General features: G+C 27.6%; 21 protein-coding genes and 1 tRNA gene. 9 read left to right on the top strand and 13 right to left on the bottom strand.

All coding sequences use genetic code 11. The features are described 5' to 3' along the window. The first annotated feature begins 4 nt into the window (after positions 1-4). Genes EHF_RS02515 through EHF_RS02540 form a run of 6 tightly spaced genes read left to right on the top strand, consistent with a single transcriptional unit; the run spans position 5 to position 4,556 of the window. On the top strand, positions 5-436 hold the full coding sequence (locus EHF_RS02515; protein ID WP_044194846.1) for a HesB/IscA family protein: 432 nt from the start codon (positions 5-7) through the stop codon (positions 434-436). Beyond that, positions 393-866 (top strand): Fe-S protein assembly co-chaperone HscB, encoded by a 474-nt coding sequence (gene hscB, locus EHF_RS02520; protein WP_232228924.1) that lies wholly within the window; start codon positions 393-395, stop codon positions 864-866. The genes EHF_RS02515 and hscB overlap by 44 nt, the downstream gene beginning before the upstream one ends. Continuing rightward, positions 866-2,719 (top strand): Fe-S protein assembly chaperone HscA, encoded by a 1,854-nt coding sequence (gene hscA, locus EHF_RS02525; RefSeq protein ID WP_044194853.1) that lies wholly within the window; start codon positions 866-868, stop codon positions 2,717-2,719. The genes hscB and hscA overlap by 1 nt, the downstream gene beginning before the upstream one ends. Positions 2,720-2,744: 25 nt before the next feature. After that, positions 2,745-3,095 (top strand): ferredoxin family 2Fe-2S iron-sulfur cluster binding protein, encoded by a 351-nt coding sequence (locus tag EHF_RS02530; RefSeq protein ID WP_044194855.1) that lies wholly within the window; start codon positions 2,745-2,747, stop codon positions 3,093-3,095. Between the two features lie 11 nt (positions 3,096-3,106). Then, positions 3,107-4,171, top strand: coding sequence for a hypothetical protein (locus EHF_RS02535; RefSeq protein WP_044194859.1), 1,065 nt, complete (start codon positions 3,107-3,109; stop codon positions 4,169-4,171). Next, a complete protein-coding gene (locus EHF_RS02540) occupies positions 4,155-4,556 on the top strand; it encodes a cytochrome c-type biogenesis protein (RefSeq protein ID WP_044194862.1) in 402 nt (133 codons plus the stop codon). Before EHF_RS02535 ends, EHF_RS02540 begins: the two co-directional genes overlap by 17 nt. A gap of 157 nt (positions 4,557-4,713) precedes the next feature. Here the strand turns inward: EHF_RS02540 and ubiG are convergent, their stop codons facing one another. Both ubiG and rpiB read right to left on the bottom strand, forming a co-directional pair. Beyond that, positions 4,714-5,433 (bottom strand): bifunctional 2-polyprenyl-6-hydroxyphenol methylase/3-demethylubiquinol 3-O-methyltransferase UbiG, encoded by a 720-nt coding sequence (ubiG, locus tag EHF_RS02545; RefSeq protein WP_044194864.1) that lies wholly within the window; start codon positions 5,431-5,433, stop codon positions 4,714-4,716. After that, positions 5,430-5,879 carry a ribose 5-phosphate isomerase B gene (gene rpiB / locus EHF_RS02550; protein WP_044194867.1) on the bottom strand — a complete coding sequence of 150 codons (450 nt, stop codon included), beginning with the start codon at positions 5,877-5,879 and terminating at the stop codon, positions 5,430-5,432. Before rpiB ends, ubiG begins: the two co-directional genes overlap by 4 nt. Before the next feature lie 149 nt (positions 5,880-6,028). On the opposite strand from rpiB, the gene EHF_RS02555 reads away from it, so the two are divergent. Continuing rightward, positions 6,029-6,262: a hypothetical protein gene (locus tag EHF_RS02555; RefSeq protein WP_044194870.1), complete on the top strand. Its 234-nt coding sequence runs from the start codon at positions 6,029-6,031 to the stop codon at positions 6,260-6,262. Between the two features lie 711 nt (positions 6,263-6,973). Here the strand turns inward: EHF_RS02555 and EHF_RS02560 are convergent. The 4 genes from EHF_RS02560 to EHF_RS02570 form a co-directional block, all read right to left on the bottom strand. Continuing rightward, positions 6,974-7,201, bottom strand: a complete 228-nt coding sequence (locus EHF_RS02560) for a hypothetical protein (protein ID WP_044194872.1) — start codon at positions 7,199-7,201, stop codon at positions 6,974-6,976. Between the two features lie 30 nt (positions 7,202-7,231). Then, the gene (locus EHF_RS04880) at positions 7,232-7,354 is read right to left on the bottom strand and encodes a hypothetical protein (RefSeq protein ID WP_269493449.1); all 123 of its coding nucleotides are present in this window, start codon (positions 7,352-7,354) and stop codon (positions 7,232-7,234) included. Between the two features lie 697 nt (positions 7,355-8,051). Further along, positions 8,052-8,993, bottom strand: a complete 942-nt coding sequence (gene mdh / locus EHF_RS02565) for a malate dehydrogenase (protein WP_044194875.1) — start codon at positions 8,991-8,993, stop codon at positions 8,052-8,054. A gap of 73 nt (positions 8,994-9,066) precedes the next feature. Next, the gene (locus EHF_RS02570; RefSeq protein ID WP_044194879.1) at positions 9,067-9,414 is read right to left on the bottom strand and encodes a dihydroneopterin aldolase; all 348 of its coding nucleotides are present in this window, start codon (positions 9,412-9,414) and stop codon (positions 9,067-9,069) included. A gap of 212 nt (positions 9,415-9,626) precedes the next feature. On the opposite strand from EHF_RS02570, the gene EHF_RS02575 reads away from it, so the two are divergent. Next, positions 9,627-10,217 (top strand): RDD family protein, encoded by a 591-nt coding sequence (locus EHF_RS02575; RefSeq protein ID WP_044194883.1) that lies wholly within the window; start codon positions 9,627-9,629, stop codon positions 10,215-10,217. Between the two features lie 1,243 nt (positions 10,218-11,460). On the opposite strand, the gene tsaD is transcribed toward EHF_RS02575, so the two are convergent. From tsaD to EHF_RS02595, 4 genes are all read right to left on the bottom strand, one after another. Further along, positions 11,461-12,513, bottom strand: coding sequence for a tRNA (adenosine(37)-N6)-threonylcarbamoyltransferase complex transferase subunit TsaD (gene tsaD / locus EHF_RS02580; protein ID WP_044194884.1), 1,053 nt, complete (start codon positions 12,511-12,513; stop codon positions 11,461-11,463). Positions 12,514-12,518: 5 nt separating this feature from the next. After that, positions 12,519-13,505, bottom strand: a complete 987-nt coding sequence (locus EHF_RS02585) for a TAXI family TRAP transporter solute-binding subunit (protein ID WP_044194886.1) — start codon at positions 13,503-13,505, stop codon at positions 12,519-12,521. Then, the gene (locus EHF_RS02590) at positions 13,505-14,227 is read right to left on the bottom strand and encodes a triosephosphate isomerase (RefSeq protein WP_044195868.1); all 723 of its coding nucleotides are present in this window, start codon (positions 14,225-14,227) and stop codon (positions 13,505-13,507) included. The genes EHF_RS02585 and EHF_RS02590 overlap by 1 nt, the downstream gene beginning before the upstream one ends. 21 nt (positions 14,228-14,248) lie before the next feature. Continuing rightward, positions 14,249-14,321, bottom strand: a tRNA-Thr gene (locus EHF_RS02595). Positions 14,322-14,443: 122 nt separating this feature from the next. Here EHF_RS02595 and rsmA point away from each other — a divergent pair. Then, complete coding sequence (rsmA, locus tag EHF_RS02600; protein ID WP_044194888.1) at positions 14,444-15,232, top strand: 16S rRNA (adenine(1518)-N(6)/adenine(1519)-N(6))-dimethyltransferase RsmA; 789 nt, start codon at positions 14,444-14,446, stop codon at positions 15,230-15,232. A gap of 91 nt (positions 15,233-15,323) precedes the next feature. Here rsmA and EHF_RS02605 read toward each other — a convergent pair whose 3' ends face one another. The 3 genes from EHF_RS02605 to folE form a co-directional block, all read right to left on the bottom strand. Continuing rightward, positions 15,324-16,337, bottom strand: a complete 1,014-nt coding sequence (locus tag EHF_RS02605; protein ID WP_044194890.1) for an NAD(P)/FAD-dependent oxidoreductase — start codon at positions 16,335-16,337, stop codon at positions 15,324-15,326. Positions 16,338-16,932: 595 nt separating this feature from the next. Beyond that, positions 16,933-18,267: a TldD/PmbA family protein gene (locus EHF_RS02610; RefSeq protein WP_044195871.1), complete on the bottom strand. Its 1,335-nt coding sequence runs from the start codon at positions 18,265-18,267 to the stop codon at positions 16,933-16,935. 12 nt (positions 18,268-18,279) lie between these two features. Further along, positions 18,280-18,852: a GTP cyclohydrolase I gene (gene folE, locus EHF_RS02615; RefSeq protein ID WP_044194892.1), complete on the bottom strand. Its 573-nt coding sequence runs from the start codon at positions 18,850-18,852 to the stop codon at positions 18,280-18,282. Positions 18,853-18,863: the final 11 nt, after the last annotated feature.

The following is an 18,863-nucleotide window of genomic DNA, read 5'->3' on the forward strand; positions in this document are numbered from 1 at the left end:
CGATATGAGCAATGGAACTTCTGTATCTTACAGTAATGAAAACAATTCATGTAGTTCACAGATCAGGTATTATATAAATAGTAAAATAGCAAGTAAGTCCCCCATTGTTATTACAGAAAATGCTATAAAAAAAATAAGAGAGCTTATAAAACAAAAAGAAGGTACTGCTATTGGAATTAGGATTATGGTAAAACAAAAAGGATGTTTTGGATTTAAATATAACATTGAATATGCATATGATATCAAATTATTAGATGTAGAAATTAAAGCAGAATATCAAAATGAGAATTTTACAATATTAATTGATCCAAAGGCAATGATGTTTATTAATGGAACAGAAATGGACCATGTAGAAAATAAAATATCTTCAGGTTTTATATTTAAAAATCCTAATGAAAAAGGAAGATGTGGATGTGGAGAAAGCTTCTATGTATAAAGATTATTTTTCACTATTTAAATTAAAACCACAATTTTCTATCAATATGCAAATATTAGAACAGAATTATATAGCATTACAAAGTAACTATCACCCAGATTTATTTTCTTTAAAGTTGGAGAAAAAATTAGCATTAGATAAGATAGCAGAAATAAACAAAGCATACCAAACTTTAAAATCCTATATAAAAAGAGCAGAATACTTATTGCAAATTAAGGGAATTACTACCAATAAAAACGATATAAATCATATAGTAGAAGAAATATTTAAGATACAAGAGTCAAGTAATATTGACATTCAGGACCAAATTTTATTATCTACTAAAGCCATGGAAGATGCTTTTGCCATAGAGGATTTTGATGAAGCTGCAAAACAGATAATGAAACTAAAATATCTTAAAAAAATTCAAGAGGATAGGAGTATTATTTAATGCAATTAATTAATATAACAGACCCAAAGACCAATATAAATACATTAGCATTTGGAATAGATTTAGGAACTACTAATTCTTTAATATCTATGGTTGATAGTGAAGGTAAAGTTATTATATTTTCAGATAACAATGGCAAATCCCTTATTCCTTCGACAGTGAGTTATACTGATAACCAAATACAGGTAGGAAAAAACCATTCTAATCAAACCATTTCTTCAGTAAAAAGATTAATGGGAAAATCAACTAAAGACATTAATAAATTATCTTCAGAGCTACCATTTCATATAACTGATAAAGGTGATAATAATATATATATAAATAAGCAAGATGGTACATGTGTTACACCAGTTGAAGTATCAGCGGAAATTCTTAAACAATTATGTAAACTTGTAAAAAATAGTAGTAACTTAGAGGTAAAAAAAGTAGTTATAACAGTCCCTGCATATTTTGATGAAGCAGCAAGAAAAGCCACAAAAGATGCAGCACATCTTGCTAATCTTGAAGTATTACGTCTTTTAAACGAACCTACTGCAGCAGCATTAGCATATGGCATAGGAAAGCCAGAATGTGAAAATAATATATATATGATATACGACTTAGGAGGTGGAACATTTGATGTTTCAATCCTAAAGTTATACAAAGGAGTATTTCAAGTATTAGCAACTGGTGGAGATACAAATTTAGGAGGTGATGATATAGATTACCTGTTTGCAAAATTTATATATAAAAAATATCAACAAGTGGAGAGTATAAATGATATATTACTCAATAAAGAATTACTAAATAATTTAATTCCAGACGTAAAATATGCAAAAGAATATTTAAGTACACATCATATTGGAAGTTTTAATTTTAAAATTCACGATAAAACCTTTTCTTGCGAAGTAAGCAGGAATGAGTTACAAGGTATAGTATCAGATTTATTAAATCAGACCTTAAGTATTACAACCTCAACAATTAATAGTATAGGGCTAAATATAAGTAATATTGCAAAAGTAATATTAGTAGGTGGCAGTACCAAAATGCCTATAATTAAAGACATGCTAAACAATATGTTTCACAATAAAGTATTTTGCGATGTAGATCCTGAGAAAATAGTGGCAGTTGGAGCTGCATTACAAGCTCATTACTTATCTAACCCACACATAAAAAATAAAAATGTCTTAATAGATGCTCTACCACTTTCACTAGGCATAGAAACAATAGGTGGTATTGTAGAGAAAATCATCTTACGAAATACACCTATACCTGCATCTGCAACACAAGAATTCACTACTTACATTGATGGACAAAGCTCTATACAAATACATGTCTGTCAAGGAGAACGAGAAATGATAGAACATAATAAGTCTTTAGCAAAATTTGAACTCAAAGGGATACCACCATTACCTGCAGGTGCTGCAAAAATTATAGTAGAATTTAAAGTTGATATGGATGGATTATTAACTGTTTCAGCACAAGAAAAATCTACAGGAATAAAACAATCCGTCAGTATAAATCATACATGTGAATTAGATCAGGAGGAAGTAGAAAATAATATTATGGATTCTATTGGCAATTTTGATCATGATATGCATATACGTTCAATAGCTGAGCAAAAAGTCGAAGGACAAAGAATTATTACACTTATCAAAAATGCACTAATTACAGATAAAAACTTAATATCAGAATCAGAATTTAATACAATTAATAATGCTATTGCAGAAGCTGAAGAAATATTACTCAATGGTAAAACTGATAACATTAAAGACGTCATAAACAATGTTGAGACACAAGCATATAATTTTATAAAAAAACGAATGGATTTTTATTTAAATAAATCCATTGATAACTGTAATATTAGTAATTAAATAGACATATAAGTGGAGGTGTATTGTGCCATTAATAACATTTATTTCACCAGATGGAAGCAGAAAAACATATGAAGCTTACGATGGAGAAACTTTATTAAGTTTAGCACATAGAAATAATGTGGATTTAGAAGGTGCATGTGAAGGTTCTTTAGCATGCTCTACTTGTCATGTAATAATCGAACCAAAGTGGTATAATATAGTTGAACAACATAATGAGATCTCTGATGAAGAAAATGATATGCTTGATTTAGCATTTGGACTAACAGATACATCACGTCTTGGATGCCAAATTATTTTAACAAAAGAACTTGATGGATTATGTGTAATTTTACCTACCGAAACCCGTAATATATCCTTTGTAAAAAATAGTTAATTAGTTATAAAATGAAGTACTTTAATAAAAAATTAATTGTGATATCATCAGTTGTGATTGCATCAATTTCATCTTTATATGTAGGTATTTGGCTTGTTATTGCAACTCATGTAAAGGCAACTTTATCAAAATCTCTGGCACATATCCATGCAACACCTAATAATGATATACACATTACAAATTTCCCTTTCATTCCAAAAATACATACATCAAATTTACAAATAAATTCATCTTCATTAAATACATTTATTCCGTCATTATTATTAAAATATCATTTACTAAGCAACACATTAGAATTTTTAGGTCTAGATAATACTATATTAAAATTTGAAAATTCAATGAGAATCACAAATAATGATCCACCCAATGTGTCAATATGTAGTCTGAATAAGTTTAAATTATTAGTTAAACCATCCAAAAATCTATTATTTTTATTATTAGATAATAAAAATGAAAAAAAAGCATATTTCACATCCATGATATATGAAGACAATGGCATAAGCTGCAACAATAATGATATTACAAACAAGAATCTATTACATATAGAAACTGATGAACATAAATCTTTAGAAAATTTATTAACAATACTACAATATAAAATAAATGCCAGTGCCACAAGTAATACAGATATTAACATCAATATAAAAGATGCAATAGTGACATTAAGTATGTCAGATACTGAATTTAAAGAGATCGGTACTATCATAGATAGTATAGTGTTAGCATTCAAAAATTCATTAATTTCAATTCATGGAAAATTATCACTCCCATTATCCATAGATAGTAAGATTAATAATGAAAAATTAATAATAGAAATAAGCAGTTATAAAAATATCACACAACAACTAGTAGAGATATTTTATGGTAAATCACATTATAAAGATAAAATACTTGATACTTTGCAAGATTATATATATGCAATTTCCGAAAAAAAAGACAATGATAATATCATATTATCGATAAGTAAGGTAACAAATCCTTTTAACATTTTTATTGGAAAAGTTCCTTATGAGGAATTTATAAAAAAAATACAAATCATTACAAACACTACGAACAGCCGTGAAAATAAAAAATAATTTAATACTCATTATTATATTAATATTATCATTTTCTTCTGCTTACTCTTTTTCAATAGATGAGAAATTGATCAATAATAAAATGGAATTACGTGCAATTGATCTATTTAAAATAGTAAGATGCTTAATCTGTTCTGGTGAATCCATTTATGAATCGCAATCACAATTAGCTTATGATATGCGTTTAATGATACGCAATAAGATTCAAAATGGTTACGATGATAATCAAATAATTACTGAATTACGAGATTATTATGGAAATCAAATAACTATTATGCCGCCATATCATCCAGATACTTACTTGTTATGGATATTACCTACTCTTGCCTTTGGAATAGGAATAATTGTAATAATGAAACTCATATATAATAAAAAATATAGGTAATTCAAGTAGTTATATCTTAATATTAAATTAGATACCAAGAATAATCTGATTATCCAAAAATTTATTAACTAACATATTAGAATTATATATATCTCTCCACATCAACTAACAAAATTAAATAATAATCTTAATTACTTATTGTGATTTTTATAAATCACTAAACTTTTTGTGCAGTTAAAATATAATTTACAGAAATATCATTGGATAATATCCAATTTCTTCTTATTACATCAAAATTTATTCCCATGATGTCTTTTACAAATATACCATTAGATAAAAATAAATTTGTGATTTCTGAAGGTTTGACAAACCTATTCCATTGATGAGTATTACGCGGAACAAAATTAAAAATATATTCAGCACATATTATCGCATATAACCAAGATTTCATAGTTCTATTTAATGTAGATAGAAATATTATCCCATTATTACTTAATACATTGTTTATAGCATTTATAAACACTGATAAATTATCAACATGCTCAATTACCTCCATAACAGTAATAATATCATATTTTTCCTTATTACTAATTAAAGATTCTATATCTATGCAGCAATAATTTAAATTACATAGATCACGCTCTAAAGCATGTGCTTTAGCAATGTTAATACTTTCTTCGCTAGCATCTATACCAAGAACTTTCATACCCAAACGCGCCATAGACTCTGATAATAACCCACCTCCACAACCAATATCAAGAACTGACAATGATTTAAAATCTGCTCCAGGCATAGCCTTATTTATGTAATCAACAATATACTTTATTCTTAAAGGATGTATTTTATGCAAAACCTTGAATGGACCACTTTCATCCCACCATTTATCAGCTATCTTCGAAAACTTTGATAACTCATCTTGATTAATTGTTTGATTCATAAATAATTATCTATTTTTGCTATTCTTTGTACATGTCTTCCTTCAGAAAACTTTGTAGTAAGAAATTTATAAACTATAGACTGAGCTTCTTCATAACTAACATATCTAGCTCCAAGACACAGTATATTAGCATTGTTATGTTCACGCGCTAACCTAGCTACTTCGACATTGTAGCACAAAGCTGCTCTAATTTTCTTGTGACGATTTGCTACAATACTCATTCCAATACCTGTACCACATATTAGAATACCAAACCCTAAAGTATTATTAATAACACAATTTACAACATTTTGTACATAATCCGGGTAATCTACAGCAATACTAGATTCCATGCAACCATAATCCTCTACTATATAACCTAAGCCATCTAGATATAACTTAATAACTAATCTTAACTCTATCCCAGCATGATCAGAAGAAATAAAAATTTTCTGCATAGTTAGCATAATTCAACATGATTTAATATCTATATGAAATAGTATGAAAAGTCAATATCATAAATACAATCACAACTTAAACGTTAAATTTCTCTTTACAAATTCAAGATAATGGTGTAAGAAATCTACTATAAGTTTTAAGTAAGTTTGTTTGGAATATGAGTAAAGAAAATTCAGGAAACATTATAAAATGTACTTTATCTTATTTAAATAATATTAAATCTTATGTATCTGCTTTCAAAAAGAATATAATAGAGGCTTTTGAGTCTGGGTTAATCACAGAAGATCAATTTGCTTATATGGTATATTATGTAACAAGGTTTATAAAAAAAATTGAAATATACGAAAATGTATTTCTAGAGATATACAATAATTATGTTATATGTGAGTAGTATCACCTATCTTTATTTATGTAGTGGTAATTAGCTTTTTTTACTGTATATAGTTGTTTAATATAGTAATATTTTTATCATTTTATCCTTTCTTTTTACAATATTTGTATTTCTGTTTTTTATTTAGAAAAGAATTAACAGTTAATAATATAATTTCCTCTTAATTACTTAGCAAAAATATAGTAATGCCTTATGAAATTTCTTAAATTCAATCATATAAATATATTTCTGGTATACTATGTAATCCCAAAATACAAAGGTTTTTACAATGTATTTACATAGTAGTGAGATATATAATACATGAATTTACAAGTAAAGATTTTTTAAAGTTGCATTACATATACTATATGTAAAAAATGATTTATAGAAATTTTTGACCTACATTAATTATAATGATATCATCCTTTAAGCTTTACCATTAGATTAACTACTTCTTTAAACATAAAAGTTGATATATAAATTAAGAGCAACATGTTACTTTTTACTTTTAAAGAACTTCACATGTCGTCAACATAACTTTCTCATAGGTCATTACATTAGATCTAAAAAGATTTATAAATCACATCTCTATATATTAATAAAATCTTCTATTTTAAAGCATAATTAAAATCTTTATTTCAGATATATACATAATAACATCCACTGTTCATAAATTTTCCCTTAAGCAATATAGTACATGCAATACAACTTTAAAAATTTTTAAATAAATTATTAATTTTCACTAATTACAATGATACTAATACCTCGTTTGTATATCACACTTATTTCTTTTCTAACTCTTAAGTTAAAAGTTTTGTACATTACCATTATCCTACTTATAGAAAAATATCTTTCATAAATGGCCAATCCATCTTTACCAACACTTTCAATATTTATTAAAAAACTTCCCTTAATTCTGATTTGATAAACTGTATGTAATCTTTTAGTTTTGATGTCCATTGCAAACTCAATAACATATATTATTGCAATTTATATAAATAACTCCATCCAATTTACAGCATTATAAAAATTTCTCATTCCAGGCTTATAATGCCCCACTTTCATTACTAATACATCAATAACCATTATTAAACCAATACATACTAACAACATACTTGCAGCCAACGTTCACACACAAAATCTACATCACAAACTATATGATTATGGATTACTAAATTTCTCCAATGCAACTACATAAGTAACCTACTTACCTGTATATGTATTTGATTATCATAAGAACAGAATATAGACTATTAATCTTATACAATACTATTTAATAAAGAAAACCATTTTACATCTATTAAATTATTAAATGACATCAATACAGTATTTTATAACTTAAGTCACTTCTAGAACTAATTTCTTTAAAGTATTCATCCTATACTACTTGTAGCCTTAGTTGATAATATGGGTCTATGAAAAATATTTATACTAATTGCTATTTTTTTTGGGACTTTATAACAACTTTTTGTCGTAACTTTTCTGAAACTTTTAATAATTACCCTTAATATAACAATATTATTTCTTTTATAAGGTTTAATCTTTTGCTCTTTTCCTATGTAAAGTATGCGGACATAGCATTAATATATTAAGATAATAAACTTATTAGGAAATATATTATCTAATTTAACAGTAAACACTATAAAAATTACTATTACAATGAGAAACTAAAATTAATAATAGCACAATAATAAACACTACCACCTATAATCTTGAATAATAAAAGATATGCTTATTATTCAAGACACAGGATACAGTATAGAAATAACTAAAATTTTGACAGATTAAGATAAAAGTCCGACAACAAATACTAAATATTACTCACTAACTTCTTAATTAACATAACAGAATTATTAAATACATTATTTTCCTCTTCAGTTAGTTGAAGCTCTATTATTTTTTCTACGCCATTTTTGCCAATAATTACAGGCACACCTACAAATAAATCATAGATTCCATATTCTCCTTTTAAATAAACGGAACAAGATAATACTAACCTTCTATCATTTAAATAAGAATCAATCATCAATAAAGCAGACTCAGCAGGAGCATAATAAGCTGAACCTGTTTTTAACAAACTGACTATTTCCTCACCACCTTTTCTAGTCCTTTCTATAATTTCATCAATTTTATCTTGTGTAATCAAATTGGTTTTTATTAAATCAGCAATAGATATTCCACCAACTGATGAGTATTTTACTAAAGGAAGCATTAGATCTCCATGACCACCCAATACTAAAGAATTCACACTATCTACTGATACATTCAATTCTTTTGCAATAAAATAAGAGAACCTTGCTGCATCAAGTATCCCAGCCATACCAACAACCATATTACTTGGCAAATTTGAATACTTATACATAGCTAAAACCATGACATCAAGTGGATTAGTAACTACAACAACAAATGCATTAGGAGCATATTTAGCAATATTTTCTGCTACTTCTTTTATAACATTAACATTAGTATTAATCAGATCATCACGACTCATACCAGGCTTTCTAGCTATCCCAGCAGTAACAACAATTGCATCAGCACCTTCGATATCAGTATAACTACTAGCACCTAATATTTCTCCATTATACCTTCCTACTGCTGAAGATTCAGCCATATCAAGTGCCTTCCCTTTAGCTACACCATCATTAATATCTAATAAAACCACATCTCCCAAATTTTTTAACCTAGCTAAATATGCTACCATACCTCCAATATTACCTGCACCAATAAGAGCAATCTTTTTACGCTTAATCATATTTTCCCTATACTTCAACCACACTTATGAAGTTTACATAATTACAAAATATATAACAATACTTAATACTGAACTAGTTATTACTTTCTGTAGATTCCAATACAATACTAATATTACTATCTGTTCCACAAGCACAAGATTTGCATAGTTTTAAATAACAATGGCAAATCTTTTCATCTGCCATAATATAAGCCAATAAATCTGATGCCATTGTTTCTAATAACAAAAAATACCGTGAACTAACAAACTTAACCAAGTTATTGCTAAATACACTGTAATCTACAGTATCATTAATATCATATATAGCAGAAGAGCGAAGAGTTAAGTCACAATCTATTACTATTTTTTGTCTTACAACTTTTTCCCAACAACGTATTCCTACATAAGAATAGGTTGTCAATCCATGAATTTGTATTTTCATCTTAATAGGTTATATTAAATACGTAATAGATAATAAAATATAAAGGCAAGTGTATACTATCATTAACAGAAATTCAACAAAAATACCTAACAGATTCTTACTTTATTATAAATTTTTTCGGTGTTAAACTCATAACTTTTTACAAAACACTATTGTATTTAATTTTATATAGTATAAATATCAATGTTGAAATAATTGAGAATAATGTAAAAATGTTTTTATATAATTACTTTCCTTTTAAAAAAAAAAATAAACAAGATCAAGATGGTAACAAACTTTGCTATTCAGGAGGAATAAGAAGGTTTAGCAGTATATTAATAGATCTGACTATTTTAATATTTATATTACAAATTATACACAATGTATATTCTTATTTCTTTATGTATGAGCAAGCAGATAGCACTGTAATAAAAATTATAGAAAAATATAAAATGAGTGCACCATTAACTGAACAAGAAGAACAAATTAAAAATAGATATGTATATAAGGCCATTTGTGGACAAATTATTCAAATTATTGCACTTTACATATATGCTACATATAGCTGGGTTAAATTTTCTGCAACATTAGGAAAATTTTTGACAGGGTTAAGAGTTGTTGATGCTACAACTTTGCAAAAAATAACATTATCTCAATCAACTAAACGTATTGTTGGATCTATTTTTTCCTCACTACCGTTATGCTTAGGAATATTATGGTGTAACTTTAATAAACGTAAACAAACATGGCATGATAAAATAGCAAACACTGTTGTAGTAACTAATAAAAGCTTAAAAAATTATCATAATAACCATAACTCATGATTTTATTAAAAATAAAAAAAGCATGTATTAACATAAATATTTCAAATTACGTACATAATGTATATAAAATGCAATTTTGAGTACTTTCACGTGTTTCTATCAAAAAATCGAACTCAGATTTTCAGTACATATATGATCTAATAGTACCCTCTTCCACAGATTATTTGAATACTTTAATAATAGTAATAAAATTATCAATATTTTACACTTCCGATGCAATTTTTTTGTTATTTATCCTTTTTATATCACCCATAAATACCATCCATTTATTTCACAATATCACAAGACTATGATTACTGGGTTATTAGATATCATAATACTAACCTATATCTTATCGGTTACAGTATTTTTTACTACAGATCAAACAATAATTTATCAAAAAAACCAAAAAATATAACTATTAAATTACACTAGCTTTTACTAAAAACTCTCCGCATAAAATATCTAAATATACTAGTATATACTGCACAATATTAATTTTAGTCTAAATATAAAATATGCTTTCTTTTAAAACACACAGAAAACTTGTATCAGTAAAGGAATTGCTAAGTAAAGCATAGAATTTATATTACAACTTAAGCAATAACGCTAATACAAGCTAAATAATGATTTACATATTACAATTTTTACTGATAAAATTAATATCAAAGCTAGATATTATCTAATTCATAATTATCATGAGAGCACTAAAAATTCATAATCTTCCTTAGTATACTAAACCTTTTACTTTTTAAGTAAAACCTCAACTAAAACTTTAATAATTCCTGCTATACAAGATATATCAAAGTTATATATCGTTAGTGCATAATTATTATGAGAACGCTAAAAAGTCATAATCTTTTCTACTATACTAAACCTTTTATTTTGAAAGCAGAACCTCAACTAAAACTTTAAAAGTTCCTGTTATACAAGATTATCAAAGTTATATATCGTTAGTGCATAATTACTATGAGAATGCTAAAAAGTCATAATCTTTTCTACTATACTGAACCTTTTACTTTTTAAGTAAAATCTCAACTAAAACTTTAAAAATTCCTGCTATACAAGATTATCAAAGTTATATGTCATTAGTGCATAATTATTATGAGAATGATAAAAATTTATACTCTTTTCTACTATACTAAACCTTTCACTTTTAAAGTAAAATCTAAATTAAAGCTTAAAAAGCCCCTACTATACAAGATATAGCAGAATCATATATTTACTCTAACGCATAATTATTATGAGAATAACAAAAAATTATCTACTTCTTTGGTATACTAAATTTTAAATTTTCTAAAGGCCATCTTGCTTTTGGAGCAAAATCTAAATTTGAAATATAACCTTTTGCTAAATTTTCAATACCAGCCCATCCTATCATAATTCCATTATCAGTACACAACTTACTTGGAGGATATAATACTTCAAAATCATTATCATCTGCACACATTAACATACGGCTACGTAATAATTTATTAGCTGCAACACCACCAGTAACTACTAACTTATGAATTCTCTGATCTATAGCCTTCGACATTACAATTGCATTATTAATTCTATTTGCTAATATATCACCAACACAATCTTGAAAAGATGCTGAAATATCACATATGAATTCATGATTTATACATCCCTGACTTGCAATAATATTTTTTACAGCAGTTTTAAGACCAGAAAATGAAAAATCACATCCAGGACGGTTAGTTAATGCTCGTGGTAAAATAAAGTTTTTACCATCGCCAAACAAAGACCTTTCTTCAATAATTGGTCCTCCAGGATATCCAAGATTTAACATCCTTGCTACTTTATCAAATACCTCTCCCAAAGAATCATCTAAAGAAGAACCTAACTTATAATAACATCCTACATCATAAGCCACCAAGAATTGACAATGTCCTCCAGATATTATCAATAATAGAAATGGAAAATCAACTTCGTAAAACATACGAATAATTAAAGCATGAGCTTCTAAATGATTAATTTCAATAATAGGCTTATCAATAACACTAGCAATTGCTTTAGCCATCATTATACCAACTATCAATCCACCAATAAGTCCTGGACCAGTAGTAACGGCAATAGCATCGATACTACTTAAAGAAATTTGTGATTCTTCTATACAGTTACGCATTAAACCGCACAAATAATTAATATGAGCACGAGATGCAATTTCTGGAACAACTCCACCATATACTAAATGCTCTTGCTGCGAAAGAATCTTATGAGACAAAACCTCTTTATTACTATTTACAATAGCAACAGCAGTCTCATCACAACTTGTTTCTATACCCAATACTATCTTTACTGACTTATTCACACTTTTTATTCTATAGCCCCAATTTCCCTATAATAACGCTCAGCACCATCATGCATAGGAGTAATATCTGACTTAGTCGCCATATCTTGCAGAGTAAGAGTCTTCAAAGCTCCAGTAATACCACGTAGTTCTCGTAAATGAGTTACTATAGATTTTACTATCTTATATGCTAAATCGTCACTTAATTCTGTAGTTGTAACCAGAGATGCCTTTACTGACACAGTCTGTATATCTGATGGATTGTTATATAATTTACCATCGATAATATCCCTTTGATAATAAGGATACTTAGCATGTAAATCGGCTATTAATTTATCATCCAAAGAAATAAATGTTATATCACAAGTTGCAGATGCTTCCTGAATAGAGGCATTAGGATGCCCAATTACATCTACCATTACATCAATTTTATTGTCACATAAAGCTTGCGCTTGTTCTGACGACTTTAATTCTGCCATAACAGAAAAATCTTTTCTAGTCCAACCTTTTTCCTTTAATAGCTTTAACATTGCTACTCTTACCCCAGTACCAGGAGTACCAATATTCACTCTTTTGCCTTTTATATCATCAATTACTGACATATTAGAGTCTTTTCTAACAACAATAGTAATGTATTCCCTATGCAAAGATGCTAACATTCTTAAATTGTCCATCGGAGGCATTTTCTCATAAAATCCTAATCCATTATAAGCGTAGTACTCTAAGTCTGATTGAACAATGCTTACATCCATATTTGAATAACGTATAGAATTCAGATTGTATACACTCCCAGTAGTAGAAGAAATAGAACAAATTACCTTACTATCACTCTTATCATAATCAGTTGTCATAAATCTACAGATACTACCTCCTATCAGATAATATACTCCTGTCATAGAACCAGTACCAATCAAGATATATTGTTTATCTAAACCATCTACATCTGGTGAAGCAATTGCATTATTAAAAAGCACACTAATAATAAATGAACATATAACTAATACTTTTTTCATTAGTTTTGCCTCACATTTACAGCACTATATATTATATCACAAAAACTATTTAACTTTAAACTCGCACTACCAACCAACACACCAGATAACTGGTTTATACCAATAACATCCTTTATATTATTTTGATTTACCGCACCACCGTATATAATGTCAGATGTATTATCATATGATCTAATAATATCTAAAGACTCAATTATAATATCAATAGAAGGTATACTATTACTTCCTATCGCCCATACAGGCTCATAAGCAATGATGAATTTACCATGCTTAGGAAAAGAATTATAACATTGATTTAACAAAGTATCTCTTAACATACCATTTTCTCTATCCAATAAAGTTTCTCCAATACAAATGATTGGTATCAATCCTGCATTCATTGCAGCACTTGCTTTTAACTGCACATAATGATCAGATTCATGAAACATGTTTCTCCTTTCAGAATGACCTACTATTACATAACTACACCCACAGCTATATAACATCTTAGCACTAACTTCTCCTGTATATTTTCCCTCAGCTTCATAAAAACAATTCTGTGCACCAAGTTTTATATTAGGAATACAATCAACTATCTTAGACAATGCAATAAAAGGCGGACACAACACTATCTCTACATCAGCCTTTACATTAGCTAGGCTAGCACTTAATTGTTGTGTAAAAGAGGAAAAGGTAAGAAAGTCACCATACATCTTCCAATTAGCAACGATGAGCAATGACATAAAAATTACTAATAAAACGTGTGCCGGCTATAAGAATTGAACTCATAACCCTCTGATTACAAATCAGATGCTCTACCAGTTGAGCTAAGCCGGCTAGAATTCTTTATAATTCTATATGATATAATGTTATAAAAGTCAATAGAAATCATATTTTCTATCTAACTATATTATTTTGCATGTATAATAAGCATAATTTATCATTACATTATTTTAATTATGCATCATATTAACAAGATAAATCCTAAAAAAGAATTAAGTCAATGTTTTATTTCTTCAACTAACATTACAGATAAAATAGTTAATTATGCTGGAAATATTAGCGATTATTCAATAATAGAAATTGGTCCAGGACTCGGTACAATGACTTATTCTATATTAAAACAAAATCCAAAAAAATTAATTTCTATCGAAAAAGACAGTAGATTATTATCAATACATCAGAAAATAGTTAAAGAATATCAAGGAAAATATGAATTTATATTATCAGATGCACTAAATATTGATTTACAGAATATCGTTGAACCTCCAGTAAAAATCATAGCAAATTTACCTTATCATATAGCAACTCCTCTATTGATAAAATGGACAAATTATATTAATTTTTTTACTAGTTTTACATTAATGTTTCAAAAAGAAGTAGCAGATCGTATAATAGCACAGCCAAATAGCAAAAGCTATGGGGTACTATCTATACTTATTCAATTGTTATCAGATACATACAAAATGGAAGATTTTGGACCAGAAATATTTTCACCTCAACCTAAAGTAATGTCATCTGTGATTAATATCATTGTATTATCGGAACCTAGATTTCATGTAAATCACAATAAATTATTTCAAGTATTAAAAACAACATTTAGTGAACGCCGCAAAATGATACGCTCTACATTAAAAAAACTTACTAATAATGCAGATGAAATTCTACAATTTCTTAATATTGCTAATAATCTACGTCCCGAAAATCTATCAATAGAACAATTTTGTAAAATTGCAAGTTATATATAATTGGTGCTACCTATATTATCATCTGAAGAAAGGTATACTCACTATTACACCTACATAATCTACATAACAAGCTAGACTATCTGGAAATTTTTCAATTTTTTGGTATACCTTTTGAAGTAGAATATTGAAAATTTAATGGAGAATTAGGATATATCACATGATATATATGATGACATGCCATTGCAGATTCTGAAAATCCTGTCAATATCAACTTAAGCTTTCCCGGATATGTAGCTATATCACCAACTGCATATATCCTATCGCGATTTGTTTGATAAGTCTTAATACCAACAAGCATTTGATAATTTTTTATTTCTATTTCCCAATTTAACATAGGACCAAGATTTGCAGATATACCAAAAAACGGAAATAAATAATCAACTTGTAGTATCATTTCTTCCTGATTCGTGATATTTTTAAGAGCTACGGAATGTAATTTCCCTTCTTCACCATATAACTCCTTAATCTGATACGGAACAATAATTTTAATTTTTCCACTTCGTGACAAATTATCCATTTGTAATGCAGTATTAGGAGCACAACGAAAATTTTTCCTCCTATGTACTATATATAATTGTTTAGCAATTTTAGAAAGTTCAACTGCCCAGTCAGCAGCTGAATCACCTCCCCCTGCTATCATGATATTTTTATTAGAAAAATCTGAAATTTTCCTCACTTGATAAAATACTGATTTGTTTTCATAATCAAGAATATTATCTATAGGAGGACGATTTGGACCAAATGCTCCAGCTCCAGCAGCAATTACAATAACTTTACTTTGTACTACAATTCCTTTGCTAGTTCTTATTAAAAAATAATCTGAATAATCTTCTATTTTTTCAGCAACTTGTCCTAATAAATATTTAGGATTAAAAGGTTCAGATTGTTTTCTTAAATTATCTATTAATTCTCTACCACTAATTATTGGGTACCCAGGAATATCATATATTGGCTTTTCTGGATACAATGCTACACACTGTCCACCAATTTCATTTAATGCATCAATAACACAACATTGCATTTTGAGCATACCAGCTTGAAATACAGTAAATATCCCAACAGGACCAGCTCCTATTACTGCAATATCAGTCGTATAATCAGTCATATCTTTCTCATATATTAGCCAAATTTCACGCTAATACCTTAAACTAAAGAAGAAAATTTATTATATAATAATACTACATGACAATGTATTCAACTATAAAAAAATATAACTTTTAAAGACAAAACTAAGAAAATTTATACGAAAAAATGTAAAAAATATTGTTAATTCTTTAAAGAATAACAAAGAAGACATCACTACACAGAACCATAAAATTTTCAAAACTCCTAAAGATTGATAGCATGCTGTATGTTGATATGAATATAATAAAGCTATAATATAAAAAATACACAAAATTACATACCAAACACAATATCAACAAACAAAGTACATTAAAAATATGTGTATATTCGCTATTCCTTATAAGATAATTTAATAAAAAAGAATTTTTATATTATTTAAAAACAATAAAATAATTACATTCAAAATACTTACATAAACTATCAAACTTTAATCTAAAAAAATGGACTTATACCAATAGCTATAGCTAATACTTAAACTATATTATTAATTAAATGATATACAGTAACTTATTATAAGATAGATACCAATATAATTTTTTGAATATAAATCAAGAAAAACGCTATTAAAATTCTCACTATCCAGCAACTGTAACATCATCTATCCTTATTGTAGGAGAATTTACTGAACCAAGAAATACCAAATCATTTGCAATTGACATCTCAGAAAACATATGCTGTAATTTACTAGCAATTGTAATTCCACTTACTGGATAAGATATTTTGCCATTTTCTATAAAAAATCCTGATGCACCTTGACTGTAATCACCAGTAATTAAGTTAACACCAAAACCAAAAAGATCAGTAATATAAAGCCCATTTTTTATATCTGACATTAATTCTTGAACAGATAAAGTTCCATTTTGTATATAAAAATTACTAACCCCAGGAGTGACTGATGCATTAGAATGCCTTATAGCATTTCCAGTGGTTTCAAGTTTTAATTTATTAGCTGAGCGTATATCTAAAATCCAACTTCTCAATATACCATTTTCTACTACTAACTTTTTACTTCCAATAACTCCTTCTCCATCAAAAGGCCTAGAAGACAGACCAGATACCATTAATGGATCATCTATTATAAAAATGTTATCTGGAAAAATTTTTTTATTAATATGATTACTTAAAAACGAAGCTTCATTAGCTATATTATCCCCTCTTATAGCACTTGCAAAGTTTTTTAATAATGTACTAGCTACTCTATTTTCGACTACAACTGGCATTTTAGAGGTTTGTATTTTTCTAGGATCTAATCTATTAACCGCTCTTAATGCAGCTTCTTTCCCCATTTTTACAGGATCTTTCATATCATTTAAATTACATACAGAAGAAAAATCATATCCTACTTCCATTTTATCACCCATACCAGCAATAACAGAAATACTATTTGCAAAATTAGATTTACTATAAGTACCTATAAACCCATTTGAAGTTGCTAAAACAATATTTGTTGTACTACTAGAAAATGAAGATCCCTCTGAATTAATAACCTTACTATCATAAGATAACGCAGCATCTTCCATGCTTTCAGTAATTTTTTTACATTGATCAACTGTAACATTAGTCTTGTCTAATATCATTAGATCATTACTAGTGAGCAAACTTTCCCTATTAATAAAATCATCATATAACGAAATATATGGATCTCCTGTAGATAATTTTGCCATAGCAACAGCTTGATCTATAAATCTTGAAATATTAGAAAATTCATTAGTAGAAATACACGCAAACTGATTATTATTGACAATAACCCTAATCCCTATAGTACAGTTTTTAGATTGAATAACTTCACTAATTTTATGGAGACGTTGTAACAAAAACAACCTGTTATTCTGATAAATTACTACATCACCAATATAACCAATACTTTTTATTTTTCTTACAGCATCTTCAGCTACATTTAAAATCTCCAATTTATCCTCCAATTAACTAATATTAGCAAAAAACTCTCTCCTTAACTCTACGTTATCTTGGAAAATTCCAATTGCATAAATCGTTTGTAATTTCAAATTATTCTTATCTTTTTCTTCACAACATGCAACACAATCATGTACTGCTTCAATAGTAACAATGGCTCCTTTAGGAAGTAAATAATCATTTAAAGCTTTCGCTATTTCCATGGTTAATCTTTCTTGAAGTTGCAATCTTTTTGTGAAACAGTTAATCAATTTAATAATTTTACCAATACCAAATATTAATTTATCAGGAATATATCCAATACTGATTTTACCCTTCATTGGAACAATATGATGTTCACAATATGAAGTAAATTCAGTATTTTTTAAAATTACCATATCGTTGTAACCTTCATTAAGCAATACCGAATCTCGAATAGAAAGTGTATCTACTTTATATCCTGAAAAGAAACCTTTATAAACATCTAATACACGCTTAGCAGTATTAACAAGACCTTCCCTATTTGGATCATCACCTATCCACCTTATTAATAAATTAACAGCTTCTTCCGCTTCACTATCAGAAGGTTTACTACTTCCCATAAATTCTCACT

The sequence above is a fragment of the Ehrlichia japonica genome (assembly GCF_000632845.1).
GTDB classification, from domain to species: Bacteria; Pseudomonadota; Alphaproteobacteria; order Rickettsiales; family Anaplasmataceae; genus Ehrlichia; species Ehrlichia japonica.